The sequence below is a fragment of the Nocardioides daejeonensis genome, from assembly GCF_003194585.1.
Classification (GTDB): Bacteria; Actinomycetota; Actinomycetes; order Propionibacteriales; family Nocardioidaceae; genus Nocardioides; species Nocardioides daejeonensis.
Map to the genome: position 1 here is coordinate 432,445 of NZ_QHKZ01000001.1, position 21,674 is coordinate 454,118.

Sequence of the window (21,674 nt, forward strand, 5' to 3'; positions counted from 1 at the left end):
CCAGTCCCGCACGATCAGGTCCCTCTCGCTCCGGTCCCTCCCCGTGGCGTGATTCCTCGCGCAGTATGTCAGCGGCCCAGGTCACGCGCCATTGGCTCGGCGTCTCAGGCGAAGGGGGCCCTGCTGTGCTCCTGCCCAAGACGCCGTGCGGTGGCGCGGGCCGTCGTACCCCTCTGAGAGACTGCCGTCCCGGCCCGTACACGTAGGACGCAGGAGCACGGAGGACCCGAGGGCATGAGCGAGATCGCAGCCGAGTTGGCGCGCGTCAAGGGCGCCTTCGCGCAGCCCACGCTCACGCTGCTGCACCAGCGGCAGGCCCCCGTGGTCATCGCGATCTTCCGCACGGTCTTCGGGCGGCACAACAAGCCGATCCCGACCGCGCGCCTGCATACCCAGGTCGACGCGCATCTGGAGGCGCTGCGGCAGCAGTCCCTGGACCAGGTGGGGGAGTCCGACCTCCCGCAGGGCAGCGGCCGGGAGCTGTGCCAGCGATGGATGCGGGGCCAGTGGCTGGTGCGTGCGCTGGACGAGGCGGGGCAGGAGGTCTATGCGCTCACCTCGCACGCGCAGCAGGCCCTGGAGCTGGTGAAGACCCTGGCACGTGACCGGGCCACGTTGAGTGAGCACCGGATCGCCACGATCCTCGGCACGGTGCGCCGGTTCAACGCCGACGCCAACCCCGATCGCTCCACTCGGGTCACGATCCTCAACACCGAGATCGCCCGACTCTCCGCCGAGCGCGACCGTCTGGTCGACGGAGCCGAGCTGGTCAGCGCCACCGAGGACTACATGCAGGAGGGGTACGCCGAACTGCTCTCGCTGGTCTCGGCCCTGCCGAGTGACTTCGCGCGCGTCGAGGAGCGATTCGCCGCCATCCGCTCCGAGATCCTGGCCGCGTTCCGTGCCGAGGACCGGCCGCCGGGTGCGGTGATCGACGACTACCTGGCCCGCGCCGACGCGCTGATGACCTCCACGCACGAGGGCCGTGCGTTCGAGGGTGCCTTCGCCCTGCTGCGCGACGATGCGCTGGTCGGCCAGCTGCGTGGCGACCTGAACGCCCTCCTCGAGCATCCGCTCTCCGACCGGATCCTGGCCGACGCCGATCGCGCCGAGCTGCGCGGCACGGTGAAGCTGATCCGGGAGGGGCTCGATCGGGCGCTGGCGCAGCGCTCCAAGGTGACCGCCACCCTGAAGGAGTACATCGTCGCCCATGACGGACTGCGCGACCGCGAGCTGGAGCAGACCCTGCGCCAGGTCGAGGCCGAGCTGATGACCTGGCTGGCCGGCACCGGCCCACGCGCCAGTCACGAGGTGCCCCTGCTCCCGGCACGGGTCGGGGTCGACCACCTGCGGGAGCGGTTCCACGATCCGGCCGACGACGTGTTGCCTGAACCGATCGCGATCGTCGACCCGGCTGGGGCCCCCGATGTGTCGCTGGCCGACCTGATGGCTCAAGGCGGCCCCCACCTGGGCGTCCTGCGCGAGCGTCTCGACGAGATGACCGCAGCCCGACCGGAAGGCAGCCTCGGCGAGCTCTTCGACGAACTCGAGCCGGCGCTCCGTCGACCGGTCGAGATCTTCGGCCTGCTCCACCTGGCTGCCGACCTGGAGGGGCAGGCCGAGCCGGCCTGGGAGAGCTACCGCGCGCTGCGTCCCGACGGGAGCGACCGCGAGTTCCGCGTGCCGCGGCTCCCGCTGCGGCCCGCGGAGCCACTGACCGATGCTGACGAGAGTGAGGCTCGCCCATGAGCACTGACCTGAGCACCGACCCGGCCGCCGACAGGGCCGCCGAGTCGCCGGAGGACTGGTCCGAGCCGGGCTGGCCGGAGGCGGGCTGGACGGAGGCCGGGGAGAGCGCCGTGGGCGACTACGCCTCGGAGACCTCGGTCTCACTCTTCGAAGGCGACGAAGGCGGGCTGGAGTTCGCCCAGCGGCAGGCGCTCGTCACCTTGCTGAAGCAGCGCTTCATCAGCGCCCGCACCCACCCGCGCGACTGGCAGACGCTCGTCGAGCACGAACGGGTACTCCGCTCGCGACTTAACGACCTCTTCCTCGACCTCGCGATCGACCGCACCCGTGAGGTCGCATGGAAGCGGCAGGCCTCCTCCGAGACCGGCGGGCGGTTCCCGACCCTGCTGCACGACACCGCCTGGTCCCGGGAGGAGACGATCGTGCTGGTCCATCTGCGCGACCGCCTGCGCTCCGGGCTGGCCAGCGGAGACGCCCGGGTCTACATCGACCGCGACGACATCCTCGACCACATCGAGAGCTTCCGTCCCGCACATGCCACCGACGAGGCGGGTGACGAGAAGCGGGCCCGCAACGCGGTCCTCGGCATCCAGAAGGCCGGCCTGCTGATCGGCACCGCCGCCGAGGACCGCTTCGAGATCAGCGAGGCGATCGAGCCGCTGCTTCCCCTGGAGCTGCTGCGCGACCTGCTGGAGGCCCTGCGCGCCGCAAACGAGACGACGCCGGCCGAGGGTGACACCGAGCTCTTCGAGGAGGACGACGCGTGAGCATCGACGAGATCGAGCAACTCGACGAGAGCGAGTTCAACGACGGCCTCTTCGACCGCGGCAGCGTGGTGACGCCGGCCGACGACACCATGCAGTGGCGGGCGGCACTGCTCCAACTGGTCAACTGGGGAGGCTTCAGCGGTCTCACTGCCGTCCCACTGCGCGGTGACACCACGATGATCTCCGGCGCCTCCGGGGTGGGCAAGAGCACCATCCTCGACGCCTACACGGCACTGATGATGCCCTCCGACACCAAGTTCAACGGCGCCTCCAACGACGCCGTCGTCGGTCGCGCCCGGGGCGTAGGCCAACGCAACCTGCTCTCCTATCTGCGGGGCGCCGTCGACGTGGTCGACAACCCGCGGACCGGACGCCCGGAGGAGAAGCTGCTCCGCGGCAAGGGTGTCGACACCTGGGGCGCCGTGGCGATGACCTTCGTCAACGACCAGGGCGGGCGCTTCACCGTGCTGCGCACCTACTACGTGCCCCGTCGAGCGACCCGCTCGGGCGACGTCCAGATGCAGCTGGTGACCCACGACGGTCCGCTGGCGCTCGACCAGCTGGAGGTTGCGGTCGCGGAGCGGTTCCATGCGCTCACCCTCAAGAAGCTCTACCCGGGCATCCGGGTGCACCGCACCTATGCCGAGTTCGCCGCGGTGCTGCACGCCCGACTCGGGATCGGGGCCGGGGGAGACGGCGCGAAGGCGTTGCGCCTGCTTGCCCGGATCCAGGCGGGCAATCAGGTGCGCTCGGTCGACGAGCTCTACAAGGAGATGGTGCTGGAGCGCCCGGCCACCTACGCCGCCGCAGATCGGGCCATCGACCACTTCGACGACCTCGACGCCGCTCATAGCGCGATGCGCACCGAGGAGGCCAAGCTCGAGCTGCTTGCCCCGATCACCGAGCTGCACGCCCGTCGGGTGGCTGCCGCGCGACGGCGCACCGCCCTCGACTCGTACGGCGTCACTGATGGCGGCGACACTCCGCTGCGGCTCTGGCTGCTGCGCACCCATCTGCGGCTGATCGAGGCAGGGGTCAGCAGCAACCGGGCGCGGCGCAAGCGCGTCAGCGAGGAGCTGGCAGCCACGCTGACCGCGGAGGGCGCGCTGGCCGGAGACCTGGAGCTCGCCAAGGAGGGACACCGGGCGGCCGGCGGCTCGACCCTGCAGTCGCTGGCGCTCTCGCTCGAGCAGGAGCGGGTGGTCCGCGAAGACCGGCTCGGCCGGCGAGAGACGCTGACCGAGCGCATGCTGCCGCTGCTCGACCTCGGCACCACCACCGGCCACGAGACGAAGGCCGCTCTGCGCGCAGCCGACACCTTCTCGGCGCTGCAGGAGCGGGCACGCGTCTGGCTGGCCGACTGGCAGGCGGAGCGGGAGCAGTTGCGGGCGGCGCGCGACGGCGCGCGTGACCGGCGCTATCCGCTGCAGCAGCGCCAGGCCGAGCTCAAGCAGGAGCGGGTCTCGCTGGAGGCGCGACCCGGCCGGGTGCCCTCGCGGATGCACGAGCTGCGCGAGCAGGTCGCCGCCGCGTCCGGCCTGCCGGTCGAGGAGCTGCCGTTCGTTGCCGAGCTGGTCGACGTCGCACCCGAGCACACCCGCTGGCGTACCGCGGTCGAGACCGTGCTCGGCGGCTCGGCCCGGCTCCTGCTGGTGCCCGTCCACCGGCTGGAGGAGTTCTCGGCGGCCATTGACGGGCTCCGGATGCGGGGCCGGCTGACCTTCGAGGGGGTCGAGCTCGATCTTCCCGATCTGCCGGCCGCCGCGCCGGAGCGGGTCGCGGGCAAGCTGGTCTTCCAGGAGTCACCGTTCTCCGGATGGGTCCAGGCGCACGTTGCCGAGCCGGTCCGCAACGCCCTGTGCGTCGAGGAGGCAGCCGAACTGGCGGGGGAGGGGTTGCGGGTCACGCTGGCCGGGCAGACCCGGAGCGGCCGTCGCGGCGCGCACGGTCGTGGCGAGAGCCGCAACATCATCGGCTTCTCGAACGCCGACGCCCTCGGCGATCTCGATCGGGAGCTCGCCGAGATCGAGAGTGCCTTGCAGGCGATCGACGCAGAGATCGGCGAGCTCGACCACCGGGTGCGGGTGCTGGAGCACCAGCGCACCGCGCACGAGGCGATCGTCGCGGCTCGCTTCGACGACCTGGACGTCGCCGGCAGTGACGCACGGATCGCCGAGCTCGAGGCCCGCCGCGAGGAGATCCTCGGCGCCGACGACAAGCTCCAGGTGTGGCAAGGCCAGATCGACGACCTCGGGGGGCGGCTCGAGGAGGCGAAGCAGCGACGCTACGGGCTCAAGCAGGAGCAGCAGCGGCTCGATGCGGAGCATGCCGAGCTCGTCGACTCCGAAGACCTCGTCAAGGACCGGATCGAGGCGATGGAGCGGGCCGGCCGGACCAGCCTCACGCGCGAGCAGGAGGAGGCGCTCTCCGTCGAGTTCGCTGCCGCCTCGGCTCCCGACGATCCCGACGACCTCGACCGCTTCCAGGTGAACTCGCAGCGACTTGCCGAGCGACTGCGCGACGCGGTGGGCGACGCCGAGGCCGAGGTGCGGCGTACCGAGGAGGAGCTGGCGGGGATCTTCCGGCTCTACAAAGTGCGCTGGGAGTCTCCCAACCTGGGGTCCGGAGCCGACTCCTACCCCGACTACGCCCGGGTGCTCGAGGAGATCCAGAGCACGGGCCTGGCCGGGCGGCGTGCGGAGTGGCGCCGCCGGCTCACGGAGTGGAGCGGGCAGGACCTGGTGCCGCTGCTGGGCGCGATGGCCTCCTCGGTCGAGGAGATCGAGGACAGGCTCGAGCCCATCAACGCGATCCTGCGGCGCCTCGAGTTCGGCTCGGCAGGCGACCGGCTCAGGATCCGGCTCCGACGGCTCAGCCCCGCGCACGTGCAGGCATTCCTGCGGGACCTCCGGACGCTCTCGGGTGGGCAGCCCGGCGACGCCGCGGAGGCAGACCTCGAACGCCGGTTCACCGAGCTGAGTCGCTTCATGCGCCAGCTCCGCAAGCCCACCGCCGGCCCCGACGGGCAGGTGTCGGGCTCCGACCGCGATCGGCTGCTCGACGTACGCCGCCACGTGGAGATCAGCGCCGAGCGGTTCGACCACCTCACCGGCGAGCTGCGGGCGACCTACCGGACGCTGGGGGAGAAGTCCGGCGGCGAGAGCCAGGAGCTGGTCGCCTTCATCGTCGGCTCCGCCCTGCGTTTCCGGCTCGGCGACGAGCTGCGGTCGCGACCGCGCTTCGCACCGGTCTTCCTCGACGAGGGATTCGTGAAGGCCGACTCGGAGTTCGCCGGCCGTGCCGTGCAGGCGTGGAAGGGCTTGGGCTTCCAGCTGATCATCGGCGTCCCGCTCGACAAGGTGACCGGTCTGGAGCCGCACATGGACGAGCTGCTGGCGATCACGAAGAACGCTCGCACCCACCAGTCGTGGATCACGCCGATCCGGGATGCGGCGGGCGCAGCCGTAGAGGAGTGACGCCGCTGCCGCTACGATTCGAACATGCGTTCGCATCTGCGTGACGAGGAGCAGCCGGCCCTCTTCGATGCTGAGCCTGCCGTGGCGCCGGCTCCGGCGCCCTCCTCGACGAGACGCTCGGCGCCCCGGCACCTGATCCGGCACCGGCTCGCCGACGACGTCCTGGCCGGGAGCGGCTGGGCTGCAGGCACCTTGCTGCTCATCGACCCCGACCGCCGGGCCGGGCGCGGTGACATGGTCCTCGTCCTCGACCGCAACCGCCGACTGGTCGGCAAGCTCGACCGCGAGCTGGGTAGGCCGGCGGTGCGTCACGGTCGCGGCGTCACCTGGCTCTCCTCGCTCGACCAGGTGATGGGTGTCGTCGTCTCGGCCGAGCCGTCGCTGGTCTCCTTCGCGCCGGAGTAGGGCACAGCGGGTGAGAGCCGAGTCACCCCCGCGGCCCGGAATGCCCGGGAAGCCTCGCGGGTTCCCCCAGCATGCGAGGTGTCCCGACGACCGAGGGTGAGCTGCTGACGCGGCGTCTCGTCGTCGACCTCCAACGTATGCAGAGCACCCGCTGTCGCTGACCTCACCCTGCCCGCGCCGTGTCGACCCCGGCGCCGGGTGACGGTCGAACCCTGCTCCGCCGTACGGCGCCCTCTGCCGCGCGCCTCGGCTCCACCGATTCGAATCTCCGAGAGGCAACCTCCCCGTGACATCCCCCGCTGAGAGCGCCGCGCCCACGAAGCGCCGCGCCTGGCTTCCCTCCTTCGGCGTCCAGGTCCTGATCGGCCTGGCGCTCGGCGTCGTCCTTGGCCTGGTGGCCCGTCAGATGGGCCCCGATGGCGTCCACGACGGCGTGGTCGACCCGAACTGGCTGACCGAGACCCTCACCAAGGTCGGCAGCACCTTCGTCACCCTGCTGCGCACCGTCGTGCCGCCCCTGGTGTTCTTGGCGATCGTCGCCTCCATCGCGAACCTGCGTGAGGTCACCGGCGCCGCCCGACTGGCGTGGAAGACGCTGATGTGGTTCGCGATCACTGCCTTGGTCGCGGTCTCGATCGGCATCGTCCTCGGCCTGGTGCTGCAGCCCGGAAACCACACCAGCGTGACCGAGGAGGCGGCGACCGCCCCGGGCACGCAGGGCTCCTGGCTGGACTTCCTCACCGGGCTCGTGCCGGCCAACATGCTCGGCCTCGAAGCGGGCGCCAAGCCCGACGGCTCGATCGGGCTCTCCTTCAACGTCCTGCAGATCCTGGTCATGGCGATCGCGGTCGGAATCGCCACGCTCAAGGTGGGTGACGCAGCGGAGCCGTTCCTGGGCTTCGTCCGCTCGGCGCTCGCCGTGGTGCAGAAGGTCCTGTGGTGGATCATCCTGCTGGCGCCGATCGCCACGGTCGGCCTGCTCGGCAACGCCGTCGCGTCCTACGGATGGGACGCACTCGGCTCGCTCGCCACGTTCTCGGTGGCGATCTATGCCGGGCTGGCGCTGGTGCTGTTGGTCGTCTACCCGGTGCTGCTGCGTGCCAACGACCTCTCCGTCAAGCAGTTCTTCTCCGGAGCCTGGCCGGCGATCTCCCTCGCGTTCGTCTCGCGCTCCTCGATCGGCACCATGCCGGTGACCGAGGCGGTCACCGAGCGCAACCTGGGGGTGCCCCGGGCCTACGCGAGCTTCGCGGTGCCGCTGGGCGCGACCACCAAGATGGACGGCTGCGCCTCGATCTATCCGGCGATCTCTGCGATCTTCGTGGCACAGTTCTTCGGGCTCGACCTCTCGATCACCGACTACCTGCTGATCGCGTTCGTCTCGGTCATCGGCTCGGCGGCGACTGCCGGCGTCACCGGCGCGACCGTGATGCTCACCCTCACCCTCTCCACACTCGGTCTGCCGCTGGAGGGCGTCGGCCTGCTGTTGGCGATCGACCCGATCCTCGACATGGGTCGGACGGCGGTGAACGTGGCGGGCCAGGCACTGGTGCCGACGATCGTCGCCAAGCGCGAGGGGATCCTCGACCTCGACGCCTACACGGCGCCTCGCGGCGGCAAGGCGTGGCGTGAGGAGCAGGTCCCGGCCGCGGCCTGACCAGCATGACGACGGCCGCGCCCGGGCCCCGACCTCCGATGCCCGGGCGCGGCTATGGTCGTCTCGTGCGCCTACCCCTGGGACGACCCGACCTGAGCCGCTGGGCGGAGCTGTTCGACGTGCCGGTGGCGACCGCACCGACCGCGATGGCACCGGCGGTGACCTTCCTCGGTGTCTCGACGCTGCTCTTCGACGACGGCGAGTCCGCGCTGCTCTTCGACGGCTTCTTCTCCCGGCCTGGCCTGCTCCGGGTCGGGCTGGGCCGCCTCGCGCCCGACGAGGCCCGGATCGACGCCGCGTTGCACCGGATCGGGTTCGGCAGCGACGGGCGCCACCTGGAGGCCGTGGTGCCGGTGCACTCGCACTACGACCACGCCATGGACAGCGCCGTGGTCGCGCGGAGGACCTCGGCGCTCCTGGTGGGAGGTACGTCGGCCCGTCAGGTCGGTGTCGGGGGTGGCCTGGGCCACGACCGGATCCGGGTTGTCGCCTCGGGCGACACCGTGCGGCTGGGGCACTACACGTTGCGCTTCGCCGCCTCCACGCACTGTCCGCCCGACCGCTTTCCCGGGGCCATCGACGGTCCGGTCGTGCCGCCGGTCCGCACCGCCGCGTATCGGTGTGGTGAGGCCTGGTCGGTCCTGCTCACCCACGACTCTGGCCGCACGTCGCTGGTGCAGGGAAGCGCGGGCTTCGTGCCGGGCTCGCTGGAGGGATGGTCTGCCGAGGTCGCCTACCTCGGCGTCGGCCAGCTGGGGAAGTGCTCGCCGGGTTACATCGCCGACTACTGGACTCACACGGTCCGGGAGGTCGGAGCACAGCGGGTCGTCCTCACACACTGGGACGACTTCTTCCGTCCCCTCGAGCTGCCGCTCCGGGCCCTGCCCTACGCAGGCGACGACCTCGGTGTGACGATGGAGGTGCTGACCCGGCTGGCCGCGGACGACGGCGTACGTCTGCACTTCCCGACGGTGGGCCGCCAGGAGGCGCCCTGGGGAGGCAACCCAGCGGCCGATCGCTCGGAGTGACCGCATAGATTCGGGGCATGGCCGAGAGGATCACCGAGGACGTCAAGCGCGTCGCCCGGGCGATGCTCAAGGAGTTCGACGACCTGATGACCAGGATCGTCACCGAGGTGTGGTCCTCCGTGCCTGCCTACGCCGAGCTGGTGCTTCAGCAGAGCGAGTTGCGCGAACGGATCCGGGAGAACGTCCACAACGTCATCATCTGCCTGCTCGAGGACCGCGAGCCGACGTCGGAGGAGTTGGCGCGGGCAGCCGCGACCGGCGAGCGACGGGCGATCCAGGGGGTCTCGGCTTCTGCGGTGATCCAGTCCTTCCGCACCGCGGAGCGTGCCCTCAACGACGAGTACGTCGACTGGTGCTCCCGCATGCAGGTGCAGCGTGCCAACATCGGCAGCGGTCGCGCCGCGATGATCCGCTCGCTCGACGCCTTGGAGCACGCGATGCTCGAGGCGCACATGGAGATCCAGCGCCAGGTAGAGGAGGACCTGCGGCTCAGCGAGCCCGGCCTCTTCCGTCGGCTGGCCACCGGTGCGTCCGTCGAGATCGCCGAGCTGCAGCGCCTCGCCGTCACCATGGGCATCGACGACCACGAGCAGGGCACGTTCGTGATCGTGGCGCTCGGCTCACAGAACGAGGCCGATCGCGCCGCCATGGAGATGCACCGGCACCGCTTCGTCTCTCGGCTCCGGCAGCTCTTCGCCGTTCCCGTGCTCTCCGGGACCGTCGAGTCCGAGAGCGCCTCCTGGGTGACCCTCTTCGCGATGCCGTGGCTCGAAGGCGATCTGCAGATGCTCTCCACGCGCATCGGCGACTCGTTCCGCTATGACGCCGTGACCGATGTGGTCGCGGCGATCAGCAACACCTGCGTCGGCATGTCCGGCCTCGGCACGGCGTGCAAGCAGGCGATCACCGTCCTGGAGTCGCGAGCGGCGAGCGACCAGGAGGCACGGGTGCTGCTCTTCCGCGACTGCCTGTTGGAGGTGCTGGTGCACCGCGATCCGCCGATGGGCCGCCACCTGGTGCACCGCTACCTGCAGCCGCTGCAGGGCAGCGGCGACCTGCTGGTCACTCTCCGGACCCATCTGGAGCAGGAGCTGTCGGTGCGTGCGACCGCGGAGACGCTGCACGTGCACAAGAACACGGTCGTCTACCGGCTGCGGCGGATCGAGGAGCTCACCGGGCTGACCACGCGACGCCCGCGGGACCTCGCGAAGCTGGTGCTGGCCGTGGAGGCATGGGAGGGCACCGAGGGCACCGTCTCCTGACCGGCCCCATAGCTGAGGAGCCGTGGTCAGGAGTCGACGAGACCGGCCTCCCGTGCGGCACGGACCAGGGCGGAGACCAGCTCCTCGGGTGCGGCAGTGCCGTCGTCGATGACGACCAGCGAGTCGACTCCGGCGTCCCGCAGAGCGAGCAGGCCCACCGCGGCGTCCGCGACCGTGCCGGAGACGGTCACCGCACCGACGCAGGCGTCGTCGACCAGGTCGGCAGCCGGTTCGCCGGCGCGGAGCCGGCGCTGCAGCTCGGCGGCGAGCTCTTGGTCGATGCCGGCGTGCTCGGTGATCGCGGACGCGCCGTGCATGCCGAGGTAGCGCGCCGTGTGGGCGCGCAGCCGCTCCCGGGCTCCGGCCGTCGTGTCGTCGACGGCGAAGGAGGCGTAGGCGGTGACCTCACTGGGACGGTAGATCTCCCGGACCCAGCGGACGTAGCCGGGCGAGGAGAGGACCGAGAGCATCAGGCCGTCCGCCAGCGCCGCGCCCTGGGCCAGCGCACGCGGCCCCTTGACGCCCCAGACGATCGGCACCTGCTGGGCCGGCGCGGCGTCCAGCGCACAGTCCAGCTGCTGGCCGAGCACCTCGCCCTCCAGCCGCTCGCCGGCCAGCAGGACCCGAAGAGCCGCGGTGTAGTCGGCCAGGACGCCGATCGGTCGTGCGAACGGAATGCCCAGCTGCTCCTGCATCCACCGTGGATTGGAGGCACCGAGCCCGAGCACACTGCGACCGCCGGAGACCTCTGCCAGCGCGTGTGCCTCCATCGCCATCAGAGCGACGTGCCGGGTCCACGGATTCACCACACCGAGCCCGACGCGGACCCGCTCGGTGACCGCGGCGATCGCGCCGGCTACGGCGAACGCACCCCGCTCGAGGTAGTCCTCACTCACCCACACGTCGTGCAGACCTGCCCGCTCGGCGAGCCGGGCCAGGTCGACGGCGTCGGCGGCGCTGCGCCGACCCGACGGCGCGACTCCCAGCCTCATCGGCCCTCCTGCTCGGCGATGGCGGCGTCGAGGGCCGCGAGGGTCGGCTCGATCACGGGCACCTCAGGCAGCGCCGCGGCGGCCGTGGGGATGTCCTTGAGCCCGGTGGAGGTGGCCAGCAGCACCACCCGGTCCGACGCGGCGACGACGCCGCGCTCGAGCAGCTCGGGCAGCGCGGCGACGGTCGTCGCCGACGATGCCTCCACGAAGAGCCCGTCGCACGCTGCGAGTCGACGCTGGGCCGCGAGGGTCTGCGCGTCGTCGAGGGTGACGGCGGCGCCCCCGGTCCGGACCAGGGCATCCCAGCCCTGCCAGGTCGCCATCGGCGTGGCGATCGAGAACGAGACCGAGCTCGAGGTGGGCACGGTCGCCTCGGCCCGATAGCCCTCGCGCAGTGCGCGCCCGTAGGGCCCGAACGGCTCGGTCGCTACCAGGCGAGGCATCGTGCTGCTGAGGCCCAGCGTCATCAGGTCGGCGAAGCCGCGGGCCAGACCCGCGAGCGCATCACCGTAGGCGACCGGCGTGACGACCACGTCGGGCACGTCGCCGAGCTGGGCGTGCAGCTCGTAGGCGATCGTCTTGTAGCCCTCGCAGCCGAACGGGTTGGAGCCCGACGGCGGACCGACGAACCCGGACATCGGCACCCAGCCCCGCTCCTCGACCGCCTGCCGCATGATGACCCAGCGATCGGTGGGCTTCTCCACCGCGACGGTCTGGGCGCCGTACGCCTGCATCATCGTCTTCATGGCCAGCGGCACCGAGGCGAGCGTGAGGACCACACACCGCAGCCCCGCGCGAGCGGCGTACGCCGCCACCGCGGCACCGTGGTTGCCGGTGCTGGAGACCACGACCGTGTCGCGACCCTGCTGGACCGCCTTGGTGACCGCGACGGCGGCCAGCCGGTCCTTGTAGGACCAGGTCGGGTTGCGTGACTCGTCCTTGACGTAGAGGTGGCCGAGACCGAGGTCGCTGCCGAGGTTCTGGCACGCGACCAGAGGAGTGTCGCCCTCGCCGAGGCTGACCACGGGTCCGTCGCCGACCGGCAGCAGCGGACGGTAGCGGAAGAGACCGGGGTCGTCGGTAGTCTCCAGGCCGCGAGCCTTGCCGAGGTCGTAGGCCGGCACGGCATAGACGTGGCCGCCGTCGATCTCCGCGGGCAGGTACGCCGCCTCCTCGCTGATGGTCTCACCGGTCACCGGATGCACGAGGTGACCGAGGTAGGCGCTCACAGCGACACCACCTGGAGCTCGCGACGCTGGTCGCTCAGCAGCCGGATGCCGTCGTCGGTGATCACCAGGGCGTCCTCGACCATCATCCCGCCCCAACCGAGCTCGTAGTACGGAGTCTCGAAGCAGAAGGTCATCCCCGGCTCGAGCTCGCGGTCGTGCCCCGGCGCGATGATCGGGGCCTCGTAGACCTCCAGGCCGATGCCGTGCCCGCAGTGCTGTCGCCGGTACGGCGCGGGGCCGCCGTGCTCCTCGACCGAGCGGACCGCCAGGTCGAAGAGATCCGAGGCCAACATCCCGGGGCGGGCGTGGGCGAACTGGTCCTCCTCGGCAGCGAGGATGGCGTCGTAGAAGCGCTGCTGCCGTGCGGTCGGCTCGCCGAGGACGGCGGTGCGGCCGAGGTCGGCCCAGTAGCCCTCTCGCGTTCCGCCGACGTCGAAGCGCAGGAGGTCGCCGGCCTCGAGGGCGCGGTGCGTCGCCGAGGCGTCGGCCAGCGCCGAGCGCGGGCCGGAGGTGACGACGACGAACCGAGGCTCGAAGTCCTCGGCCACCAGGCTCCCGGAGACCACGCGGGCGATCTCGGCCTCGGTGACCCCGACGGCTGCGGCGTCGATCCCGGCAAGGATCGCCTTCTCGACGACCCGGGCGGAACGCTCCAGCAGGTCGACCTCGCCGGGTAGCTTCACCGCGCGGACCTCGGCGAACCAGGCGCTGGCGTCGACGAGCTCCACCTGGGGCAGCAGCTCCTCCAGGCGCCGCCGCAACGGCTCGGGGCAAGCGCGCTCGTCGAGTCCCACCCGTCGGGGAGTTCCGATCGCGTGCAGAGCCGCGGCGATGGCGGCGGCGTAGTCGGCATGCTGCTCGACGAGCTGTGTGGCCCGGGCGCCGCCCTCGGCCGACTCGAAGTAGAAGCGGCCGTAGGCGAAGTAGTCCTCCTCCTCCAGACCGGCGTCGAAGCCAGGGGCGCTGTCAGAGACCGGGCCGGCGACCGTCAGCCGGTCCTCGGAGAGCACGGCGGCGAGAGGAGAGGTGCCGTGCACGATGGCCGCGACGCTCCGGTAGCCGGTCGCGTAGTCGACGTTGGCGGCGCTCAGCGCGAGCACCACGTCGGCTCCGGCTCCGGGCAGGGCCGCCCGGAGCCTCTCCCGCCGGGCCCGGACCAGGGCGGGGTCGATGGCGCGAGCGCTCATCGGTCGTCCCCGGCCCCGCCCGCCTCGCGACGGTACGGCTGAATGACGTTCTCCGAGAACCACGCCATGTTGTCGAGGGTCTCCTCGACGGTGTTGCACGCGAAGAGCAGCGCGGAGAGAGTGGTGACCCCGGCCTCGGCGTAGGCATGCACCTGCTCCAGCATCTGCTCGGCGTTGCCGATCAGGTTGCGGCGCACGAAGTCGGAGGTGTCCTGGTCCTTCAGCGTGCTCTTGGAGAGCGAGCGCATGTGGGCGTAGAGCTGGGACTGCTCGAAGCGGTTGACCGCGTCCTTGGTGTCCTTGCCCGCCGAGACCGAGAGCTGCGGCGCCACGTCGAAGTCGGCGGGCAGTTCGCGGCCGTTCGCCTCGGCGATGTTGCGGATCACGTTCAGGCCCTCGGTGATCTCGGCCGGCGTCAGCACGGCGGGGATCCAGCCCTGGCAGAACTTGGCGGCCCGGATCCGGGACCCCTCCGAGTTGCCGCCCGAGAGGATCGGCAGCACCTCCTGGCGGGGCCGCGGGAAGCTCTCGACGTCGCGGAACTTCACGAACTCGCCCTCATAGGTGGCGCTGCGGTCGCGGAAGATCACCTGGAGCGCCTCGAGGTACTCGTCGGCCTGACGGCCGCGGTGCAGCTTGGTGTCGGGCCAGATCGCCTCCGCCTCTTCGCGGTAGGCGCCGATGCCGACGCCCATCTTGAAGCGGCCTCCGGAGAGCTGGTCCAGCGTCGCCGCCTGCTTCGCCAGTACCGCCGGGTTGCGGAAGGAGAGCACGGTGATCGCGGTGCACAGGTGCAGCGTCGTGGTCTCCGCTGCGACGTACGCCAGGTAGAGGTAGGGGTCGTAGTAGCGCGGCGGCTCCGGGAACTCCTCACGCACGTAGTGCTGCGTGGTCACGTGGTCGTTGCCCCAGACCCCGTCGAATCCGAGGCGCTCGGCCTCCACGGCCAGTTGCACGGCCTGCTCGGGGCTCGCGTAGGGGACGGGGTACATCAGTCCTTCGGTTCCGGTGGGAACGCCGAGTCCGAAACGCATCACGGTGCTGTCTCCTCATCAAGGGGGTGGGGGTTCTGGGTGTCGTCCACAGGGGTGTCGGGGACGATCACCGGGGGCAGGGATTCGAGGCGCAGGTTCCGTCGGCGGCGCGCCGGGTCCAGCGTCGGTACGGCGTCGAGAAGGCGCCGGGTGTAGGGATCGCTGGGTGCTCGCAGCACGCTCCGGTCACCCTCCTCGACGATCCGGCCGTGCTGCATCACGATCACGTCGTGGGCGATGGCCTGGGCGACGTCGATGTCGTGGGTGATGAAGACGTAGCTGAGGCCACGCTCTGCCTGCAGCTCGCGGAGCAGGTTGACGATGCGGCCGCGGATCGACTGGTCGAGTCCGCTCGTCGGCTCGTCCAGCACCACCAGGTCGGGTTCGGGCGCCAGCGCCCGGGCGATGGCGACCCGCTGCTGCTGGCCTCCCGAGAGCTCCCCGGGCCGGCGGTAGCGCAGCTCGCGTGGCAGGTGGACGGCGTCCAACAGCTCGTCGACCCGCCGTGAGGCGTCGGTGCGACTCATGCCGAGAAGCAGGCGCAGTGGCTCGGCCAGGGTGGTCTCGACGCGGAACTTGGCGTTGAGCGACTGCAGCGGGCTCTGGAAGACGGTCTGCACCCGGCGGCGCAGGGGCCCCCGGAAGGCCCGCCGGTCGATGGGGGTCCCGTCGATCACGACGGACCCGGAGGTCGCCGTCTCCAACCCGGCCACGATCGAGCCGAGGGTGGACTTGCCGGAGCCGGACTCGCCGACGACGGCCAGGGTGCGTCCGGCGTCCAGCGAGGTGGAGACGCCGTCCAGCGCGTGCAGGGTCGTCCCGCCGCTTCGGTACTCCTTGTGCAGGTCACGGATCTCGAGCATCGTCACGGGCCGACCTCCAGCTCGCGTGCGGAGTCGAGCAGGTAGCGCGTGTACTCGTGCTGCGGATTGCCGAGCACCTCGTGGGTCTCGCCGGATTCCACGAGTCGGCCGAGGTTGAGCACGTTGACCCGATCGCAGGTCTCGGCCACCACGCCGAGATCGTGGGTGACCAGCAGGACGCCGCACTCGATCTCCTCGGTGAGCGCGACCACCAGGTCGAGGATCTGGGCCTGCACGGTCACGTCGAGCGCGGTGGTGGGCTCGTCGGCGAGCAGGAGCCGCGGGCGACAGGCGAGCGCCATCGCGATCATCACCCGCTGGCACATGCCGCCGGAGAGCTGGTGCGGGTACTTGCGGGCCGCCTGGGCGGGGGAGACGATCCGGACCTGCTCGAGGAGGTCGACCGCCGCACGGCGCGCAGCCTTCCGGTCGAGGCCCTGATGGAGGGCGACCATGCGGGCGACCTGCTCGCCGATGCGCATCAGCGGGTTGAGGGAGTCGCGGGGGTTCTGGAAGATCATCGCGAAGCGGTGGGCCACCGAGCGACGCGGCACCGCGGTCACGTCGACACCGTCGACGAGGATCCGGCCACCGGTCTGCTCGACGCCGCGCGGCAGGATGCCCATCACGGCGAGCGACGTCATCGACTTGCCGGAGCCGGACTCGCCGACCAGCCCGACGATCTCGCCGGGTGCGATGTCGAAGGTGACGTCGTCGAGGATCGTTGCGCGTCCGGGCACCTCGACGCGGAGGTTCTCCACTGCGAGTCGGGTCACTGCCGGTCACCTCCCAGGTCGTCGCCGATGAAGTGCAGGGCCATCACGGTGATCGCGATGAGCAGGCCGGGGAAGAAGGCCGTCCACCACTGCCCGGTGAGCATGTTCGCGGCACCCTCGGCAACCATCACGCCCCACTCCGCGGTTGGTGGGTGGATGCCCACCCCGAGATAGGCGAGGCCGGAGACGTTCAGGATCGAGTAGCCGCAGACGAGCGTCAGCTGGACCGCGGCGGGCCGGATCGAGTTCGGGAGCAGGTGCCGGAAGGCGACGCGGGGCCACCGGGCGCCGGAGACCCGGGCGGCGGCGACGTACTCGAGCTCCCGCTCGCTGAGCACCTTGGAGCGCACCAGCCGCACGAACGGCGCCACCTGGGCGATGGCGAGCGCGATGGCCAGCTTCGGCAGCGACTCGCCCATCGAGACCAGGATGATCATGGCCAGCACGAAGCCGGGGAAGGCCATCAAGATGTCCACGGCACGCATGATCACGTCGTCGACGAAGCCGCCGAGGTAGCCGGCTATCACGCCGATGGCGGAGCCGATCACCATCGCCAGCACCGCGACGCTGACGCCGATGGCCAGGTCCAGCCAGATCGCGTTGACGCACCTGGCGAAGATGTCGCGGCCGTAGCTGTCGGTGCCGAACCAGTGGCTCGCGGAGGGGGCGAGGAAGGGGTCGGCGACCCGCGCGGCGGGATCTGCCAGCACGAACGGTCCGATCGCGCCGACCAGGACCAGTGCGGCGATGATCACCAGGCCGACGAGGAGGAACGGGCGGTGCCGGAGTCCGCCGAGGCGGGCGGGGAACGTGGCGCTGCTCATCAGTTGCTCCCTCCCAGTCGGACGCGTGGGTCGATGAGCCCGTAGACCAGATCGACCACGAGGTTCAGCAGGATGTAGAGGGTGCCGATGATCAGTGCGTAGCCCTGCAGCAGGCCGAGGTCGTTGCTGCCGAGCGCGTCGTAGGCGACTCGGCCCATCCCAGGCCAGTTGAAGAGCCGCTCCACGATGATGTTGCCGCCGAGCAGGAAGCCGAAGACCAGCCCGATCGCGGTGAGCACCTGCAGCATCGCGTTGCGCAGCTGGTCGCGCAGCAGCACCTCACGGGCCGGCACGCCGTACGCGCGGGCGGTGCGGACGAAGCCGGAGTCCGCGGTCTGCAGCACCGCGGAGCGCACCATCTTGAGGACGGCGGCCGAGGCGCCCAGTCCCAGGGTGAGGGCCGGGAGGGCCAGGAACTGGATCGATTGGCTGGCCAGGGTGAGGTTGCCGGCCAGGAGGCTGTCAACGACGTAGAGACCGGTGACCTCCGGTGGCGGGGGCGTGCCGATCGGCAGTCGGCCGACCGGTCCGGGGAAGAGCTGCCAGGTGGAGTAGAGCCCGAAGATCAGCAGCAGGCCGAGCCAGATCGGCGCCATCGATGATCCCAGGACCGCGAAGAGCCGGGCCAGCGCATCGCTGAGGCGGCCGGGGCGCGCCGCGGCGAGCAGACCCAGGGGAAAGCCGAGGAGCAGGGCGATCGCCAGGCCCGCGATCGCGAGCTCGATCGTGGCGGGGAGCCGGTCGAGGAGCTCGTCGCTCACCGGTCGCCCGGTGGAGACGGCCGGTCCCATGTCGCCGTGGAGGAGTCCCGCCGAGTAGTCGACGAACTGCTTCGGCAGCGAGTCGTCGAGGCCGAGCTGGGCGCGGAGCGCCTCGATGTCGGCCTGGCTGGCCTCGGGGCCGAGACGGGCGGCGGCTGCGTCTCCGGGCAGCACCCGGACGACGAGGAAGGTGACCACGACCAGGCCGACGACGGTGACCGCGGAGATCAGCAGACGGCGAAGGACATAGCGCAGCATGGCGGGTTCACCTCCTAGTGGTGTGGGACAGCAGGTTTGAGGCCGGGGTGGTCGGGGGTGGCCACCCCGGCCCCAAGATCACTTCTTGGACAGGTACTGCAGCCGCAGCTGCTCGGTGTTGTCCTTCGTGAGGCCGCTGACGCCGTCGCGGACCACGTAGGTCCACTTCGCGTTCCACAGCGGGATGGTCGGCATCTCGTCGATCAGCAGCGCCTGGGCCTCGGCCGAGATCGCGTCGCGGTCCTCCTGCTTCACGCTGCGGAAGCCCTCCTGCAGGAGGCCGTCGAGCTCCGCGTTGGAGTAGTTGGTGAAGTTGGTTCCGGCGTTGCTGCCGGCCAGGGACGCCATCTGGTAGAACGGGTCGGCACCCCAGGCGAGGAAGTTGTTCAGGTACATCTCCAGGTCCCGCGCGATGGTGCGCTGCGTGAACTCAGCGTCCGGCAGCGGCTTGACCTGCACGTCGATGCCGAGCTCCTTGAGGGCCGACTGGATGTAGACCGCGGCCCGGGCCTCGACGGCCGAGGACTGCTTGTAGGAGAGGGTCGTCTTGAAGCCCGAGACGCCGGCGTCGGAGAGGAGCTGACGGGCCTCGTCGAGGTTGGTGGTGAACGCCGCGGCGGAGTCCGGGGAGTGCGTCTCCATGTTGGCCGAGACCAGCCCGGAGGCCGGGTCGGCATAGCCGTAGAGCACCTCGTCGACGAACGTCTCATAGGGGAGCGCAAGCGAGATCGCGCGGCGTACCCGCTTGTCGTTGAAGGGGGCCTTGGCGGTGTTCACACCGAGGTACTCCAGGCGGTTGGACGCCTCGGAGACGACGGAGAGGCCGTCGACCTTGCTGAGCTCGGCGACCTGGTCGAGCGGCAGGCCGCCGGCGACGTCGAGCTCGCCGTTGCGCAGCAGCAGGGCACGCTGCGAGGGGTCGGAGATGAACTGGATGGTGACGCCGCCGTTGGCGATCCTGTCCTGGTCGTAGTAGTTCGGGTTCGGCGTGAGCTGGACGCTGGTGGTCTTGTCGTAGGCGCCGATCGTGTAGGGGCCGGAGGAGTTGCTGTGCTCGCGGAACCAAGCACCGGCCCACGGGTCGTCAGAGGTGGCGTGCTCCTCTCCGGCCTTCTTGGAGAAGACGCCGAAGGGCTGCATCGCGAGCATCTTGTCCATCAGGGGCGTGCCGAACTCCGACTTCACCTGCACGGTGCGCGGGTCGACGACCGTGAAGCTCTCCTTGGTCAGGCCGACCATCGGGTAGAGCACCTTGGTGTAGGCGGTCGCCATCTCGAGGCCGCGCTGGTAGGACCAGACGACGTCATCGGCGGTCAGCGGGCTGCCGTCGGCGAAGGTGAGGCCGTCACGCAGCGTGATGGTGAGTGTCTTGCCGTCCTCGGAGTACTCCCACTTCTCCGCCAGGGCCTCGCTGAAGTCGGTGCCACCGACACGTACCCCGTCGGTCTCGGTGTAGTTCTGCTCGATGATCTGCTCGACCAGCGATCCGCTGGTGACCATCGAGGCGGGGGTCCGCCACTGCTGCGGGTCCATCACGTCGACCGCGCTGTCCAGGCTGATGACCAGGGTCTTCTTGCCGTTGCTTCCCGAGCTGGTCTCGCCGGTGCCGCAGGCGCTGAGCGCGAGCGTGCCGGCCAGGGTGAGTGCCGTGGCCGTGGCCATCAGGCGGGAACGACGGGACTGCGCTTTCATTGGGCCTCCTGCAGGACGGACAGCACCTGCCCTCACCGGGCGGCTGTTGGAGAGGATGCTTCCAACCGGGCCGCTTGACGGCCATGGCCGTCGGGCCAACGTTCTCGCCGCGTGCTTTGTGACCGGTCACAAAGCACGCGGCAGACAGTGGTCGAGGGTGCGGACGCCGACGGTCAGGCGTCGTGGCGGCGGAGGAAGTCGCTGAGCGGAGCGGGAACCTGGGCGTCGCGGTTGCCCCAGTCGTAGACGACGACGGTGCGGGCGACGAGGTCGTGGGCGGCGCGATGGCGCCGGTCGACCAACACCCAGAGATAGCCGGCGCCGACCAGCAGCGAGCTCACCGGCAGCGCGAGCATCCGGAGCAGCGCGGCGCGCGGCCGCAGTGGCGCGCCGTCGGTCTGCACGATCCGCAGCCCGACGATCGCCTTGCCCGGCGTGCTCCCGGTGAACATGGTGGAGACGACCACATAGAGCACGGTCCACGCGCCCAGCCCGACGGTGGCCCACAGGCCGTCCGCGTCCGGGAGCGCGCGATCGAGGAAGACATCGGTCATCAGTCCCAGCAGCCGATGCCCGAGGGTGAAGGTGAGCACCACGATGCCCAGGTCGACCAGGCTGGCGGTCGCCCGGGTCGCAGCGCCGGCGTACCGGCCGGTGACGACGGCGCGCCCGTCGCGTTCGTAGCGGTGCCCGTCGGGGCGCGCCGGGCCGAGGAGGGCCGGTGGTCCGGCCGGAGAGGTACGCCGGAGCAACCGGTCCGCGACCCGGCCGAGGAGGGTGTCGATGCCGATCAGCTGGCGGCGAGCCGTGTCGAGGCCGGTGCCTGCGAGCTGACTGGTGGTGTCGGCGACGATCGCGGGGATCCCTGCGCGCTGCACCAGCTCCTCCAGGTCCACGTCGCGCAGCAGGGTGTTGACGTCGACGCGCGCCAGCAGCCGGTCCAGGTCCACCCGTTCGAGGAGCCGCTCGACGTCGACGCGGTCGAGCAGGTGGTTGACGTCGACGCGGTCCAGGAGGGCGTCCAGGTCGACGTGGTCGAGGATCACCTCGGGCGGCAGCGCATCGGCCACCCGGCCGGCGACCGCGTCCGCGATCCGCCCGACCCGGCCGAGGTCACGACGAGGTGCCTGCTCGGTCATGCGGCGGCCCCGAGCGTACGTCGCATCACCAGCCGGGGGAGCCGGCTCGCCACCGCATCGGTGGTGCCGACGACGACGAAGCCCGCGGCCTCGAACATCGCCCGGGTGCCGACGAAGGCCATCGTGGTGTCCATCCGTCCCGGCGGGTCGACCGGATGCGCCTCGACCGCGGGTGCGCCCTGGGCGGCCGCGTAGGCGACGGCGCCCTCCAGCAGCGGCAGCGTGTGGCCGCGTTTGCGGTGGCCGCCGCGGATGACCGTGCAGATGATGCTCCAGACCGGTACGTCGTCGACGGGCCGGATCAGCTTGGAGCGCTCCAGCCGCGGGATCTCCGTGCGGGGCGAGATCGAGCACCAGCCGACCGGCACTCCCTCGGCATACCCGACGACGCCTGGTGCGTGCTCGCCTTCGGCGAGGCGGCGCATCGTCTCCTCGCGGCTGCCGCCGATGTCGCCGGCAGCCAGCCGGTGGGAGAGGCACCAGCAGTGGGTCGACCGGCGGTTCGGGTTCAGGATGTCGGCGAAGTCCTCGAACCGGTCGGGCGTGAGCGGGTGCACCTCGAACGACATGGCTGC

Annotated in this window: 18 protein-coding genes; 7 read left to right on the plus strand and 11 right to left on the minus strand. The window is 70.9% G+C overall.

The annotated features are described in order from the left end of the window. The first annotated feature begins 234 nt into the window (after nucleotides 1-234). From DNK54_RS02090 to DNK54_RS02120, 7 genes are all read left to right on the plus strand, one after another. Nucleotides 235-1,749 carry a DUF3375 domain-containing protein gene (locus DNK54_RS02090; protein WP_110205278.1) on the plus strand — a complete coding sequence of 505 codons (1,515 nt, stop codon included), beginning with the start codon at nucleotides 235-237 and terminating at the stop codon, nucleotides 1,747-1,749. Beyond that, nucleotides 1,746-2,516: a DUF4194 domain-containing protein gene (locus DNK54_RS02095; RefSeq protein WP_204164383.1), complete on the plus strand. Its 771-nt coding sequence runs from the start codon at nucleotides 1,746-1,748 to the stop codon at nucleotides 2,514-2,516. Before DNK54_RS02090 ends, DNK54_RS02095 begins: the two co-directional genes overlap by 4 nt. Further along, the gene (locus tag DNK54_RS02100; RefSeq protein WP_239459867.1) at nucleotides 2,513-5,992 is read left to right on the plus strand and encodes an ATP-binding protein; all 3,480 of its coding nucleotides are present in this window, start codon (nucleotides 2,513-2,515) and stop codon (nucleotides 5,990-5,992) included. The genes DNK54_RS02095 and DNK54_RS02100 overlap by 4 nt, the downstream gene beginning before the upstream one ends. A gap of 24 nt (nucleotides 5,993-6,016) precedes the next feature. After that, nucleotides 6,017-6,397, plus strand: coding sequence for a hypothetical protein (locus DNK54_RS02105; protein WP_110205279.1), 381 nt, complete (start codon nucleotides 6,017-6,019; stop codon nucleotides 6,395-6,397). A gap of 286 nt (nucleotides 6,398-6,683) precedes the next feature. Continuing rightward, nucleotides 6,684-8,054, plus strand: a complete 1,371-nt coding sequence (locus DNK54_RS02110; RefSeq protein WP_110205280.1) for a dicarboxylate/amino acid:cation symporter — start codon at nucleotides 6,684-6,686, stop codon at nucleotides 8,052-8,054. Nucleotides 8,055-8,119: 65 nt separating this feature from the next. Continuing rightward, nucleotides 8,120-9,082 (plus strand): MBL fold metallo-hydrolase, encoded by a 963-nt coding sequence (locus DNK54_RS02115; protein ID WP_110205778.1) that lies wholly within the window; start codon nucleotides 8,120-8,122, stop codon nucleotides 9,080-9,082. A 17-nt stretch (nucleotides 9,083-9,099) separates the two neighbouring features. Beyond that, on the plus strand, nucleotides 9,100-10,344 hold the full coding sequence (locus DNK54_RS02120; RefSeq protein WP_110205281.1) for a PucR family transcriptional regulator: 1,245 nt from the start codon (nucleotides 9,100-9,102) through the stop codon (nucleotides 10,342-10,344). Between the two features lie 26 nt (nucleotides 10,345-10,370). On the opposite strand, the gene DNK54_RS02125 is transcribed toward DNK54_RS02120, so the two are convergent. The 11 genes from DNK54_RS02125 to DNK54_RS02175 form a co-directional block, all read right to left on the minus strand. Next, nucleotides 10,371-11,336 carry an LLM class flavin-dependent oxidoreductase gene (locus DNK54_RS02125; protein ID WP_110205282.1) on the minus strand — a complete coding sequence of 322 codons (966 nt, stop codon included), beginning with the start codon at nucleotides 11,334-11,336 and terminating at the stop codon, nucleotides 10,371-10,373. Next, on the minus strand, nucleotides 11,333-12,565 hold the full coding sequence (locus tag DNK54_RS02130) for a threonine synthase (RefSeq protein WP_204164384.1): 1,233 nt from the start codon (nucleotides 12,563-12,565) through the stop codon (nucleotides 11,333-11,335). Before DNK54_RS02130 ends, DNK54_RS02125 begins: the two co-directional genes overlap by 4 nt. After that, a complete protein-coding gene (locus DNK54_RS02135; RefSeq protein ID WP_110205283.1) occupies nucleotides 12,562-13,752 on the minus strand; it encodes a M24 family metallopeptidase in 1,191 nt (396 codons plus the stop codon). The genes DNK54_RS02130 and DNK54_RS02135 overlap by 4 nt, the downstream gene beginning before the upstream one ends. Further along, nucleotides 13,749-14,786 carry an LLM class flavin-dependent oxidoreductase gene (locus tag DNK54_RS02140; RefSeq protein WP_110205284.1) on the minus strand — a complete coding sequence of 346 codons (1,038 nt, stop codon included), beginning with the start codon at nucleotides 14,784-14,786 and terminating at the stop codon, nucleotides 13,749-13,751. The genes DNK54_RS02135 and DNK54_RS02140 overlap by 4 nt, the downstream gene beginning before the upstream one ends. Then, complete coding sequence (locus tag DNK54_RS02145) at nucleotides 14,786-15,649, minus strand: ABC transporter ATP-binding protein (RefSeq protein WP_239459919.1); 864 nt, start codon at nucleotides 15,647-15,649, stop codon at nucleotides 14,786-14,788. The genes DNK54_RS02140 and DNK54_RS02145 overlap by 1 nt, the downstream gene beginning before the upstream one ends. Before the next feature lie 2 nt (nucleotides 15,650-15,651). Further along, nucleotides 15,652-16,425, minus strand: coding sequence for an ABC transporter ATP-binding protein (locus DNK54_RS02150; RefSeq protein ID WP_110205286.1), 774 nt, complete (start codon nucleotides 16,423-16,425; stop codon nucleotides 15,652-15,654). Further along, nucleotides 16,422-17,249, minus strand: a complete 828-nt coding sequence (locus DNK54_RS02155; protein ID WP_110205287.1) for an ABC transporter permease — start codon at nucleotides 17,247-17,249, stop codon at nucleotides 16,422-16,424. Before DNK54_RS02155 ends, DNK54_RS02150 begins: the two co-directional genes overlap by 4 nt. Next, a complete protein-coding gene (locus tag DNK54_RS02160; protein WP_110205288.1) occupies nucleotides 17,249-18,268 on the minus strand; it encodes an ABC transporter permease in 1,020 nt (339 codons plus the stop codon). Before DNK54_RS02160 ends, DNK54_RS02155 begins: the two co-directional genes overlap by 1 nt. Before the next feature lie 78 nt (nucleotides 18,269-18,346). Beyond that, a complete protein-coding gene (locus DNK54_RS02165) occupies nucleotides 18,347-19,960 on the minus strand; it encodes an ABC transporter substrate-binding protein (RefSeq protein ID WP_110205289.1) in 1,614 nt (537 codons plus the stop codon). A gap of 173 nt (nucleotides 19,961-20,133) precedes the next feature. Beyond that, nucleotides 20,134-21,099, minus strand: a complete 966-nt coding sequence (locus tag DNK54_RS02170; RefSeq protein WP_110205290.1) for an RDD family protein — start codon at nucleotides 21,097-21,099, stop codon at nucleotides 20,134-20,136. Continuing rightward, nucleotides 21,096-21,668: a GNAT family N-acetyltransferase gene (locus DNK54_RS02175; RefSeq protein WP_110205291.1), complete on the minus strand. Its 573-nt coding sequence runs from the start codon at nucleotides 21,666-21,668 to the stop codon at nucleotides 21,096-21,098. Before DNK54_RS02175 ends, DNK54_RS02170 begins: the two co-directional genes overlap by 4 nt. Nucleotides 21,669-21,674 lie beyond the last annotated feature (6 nt).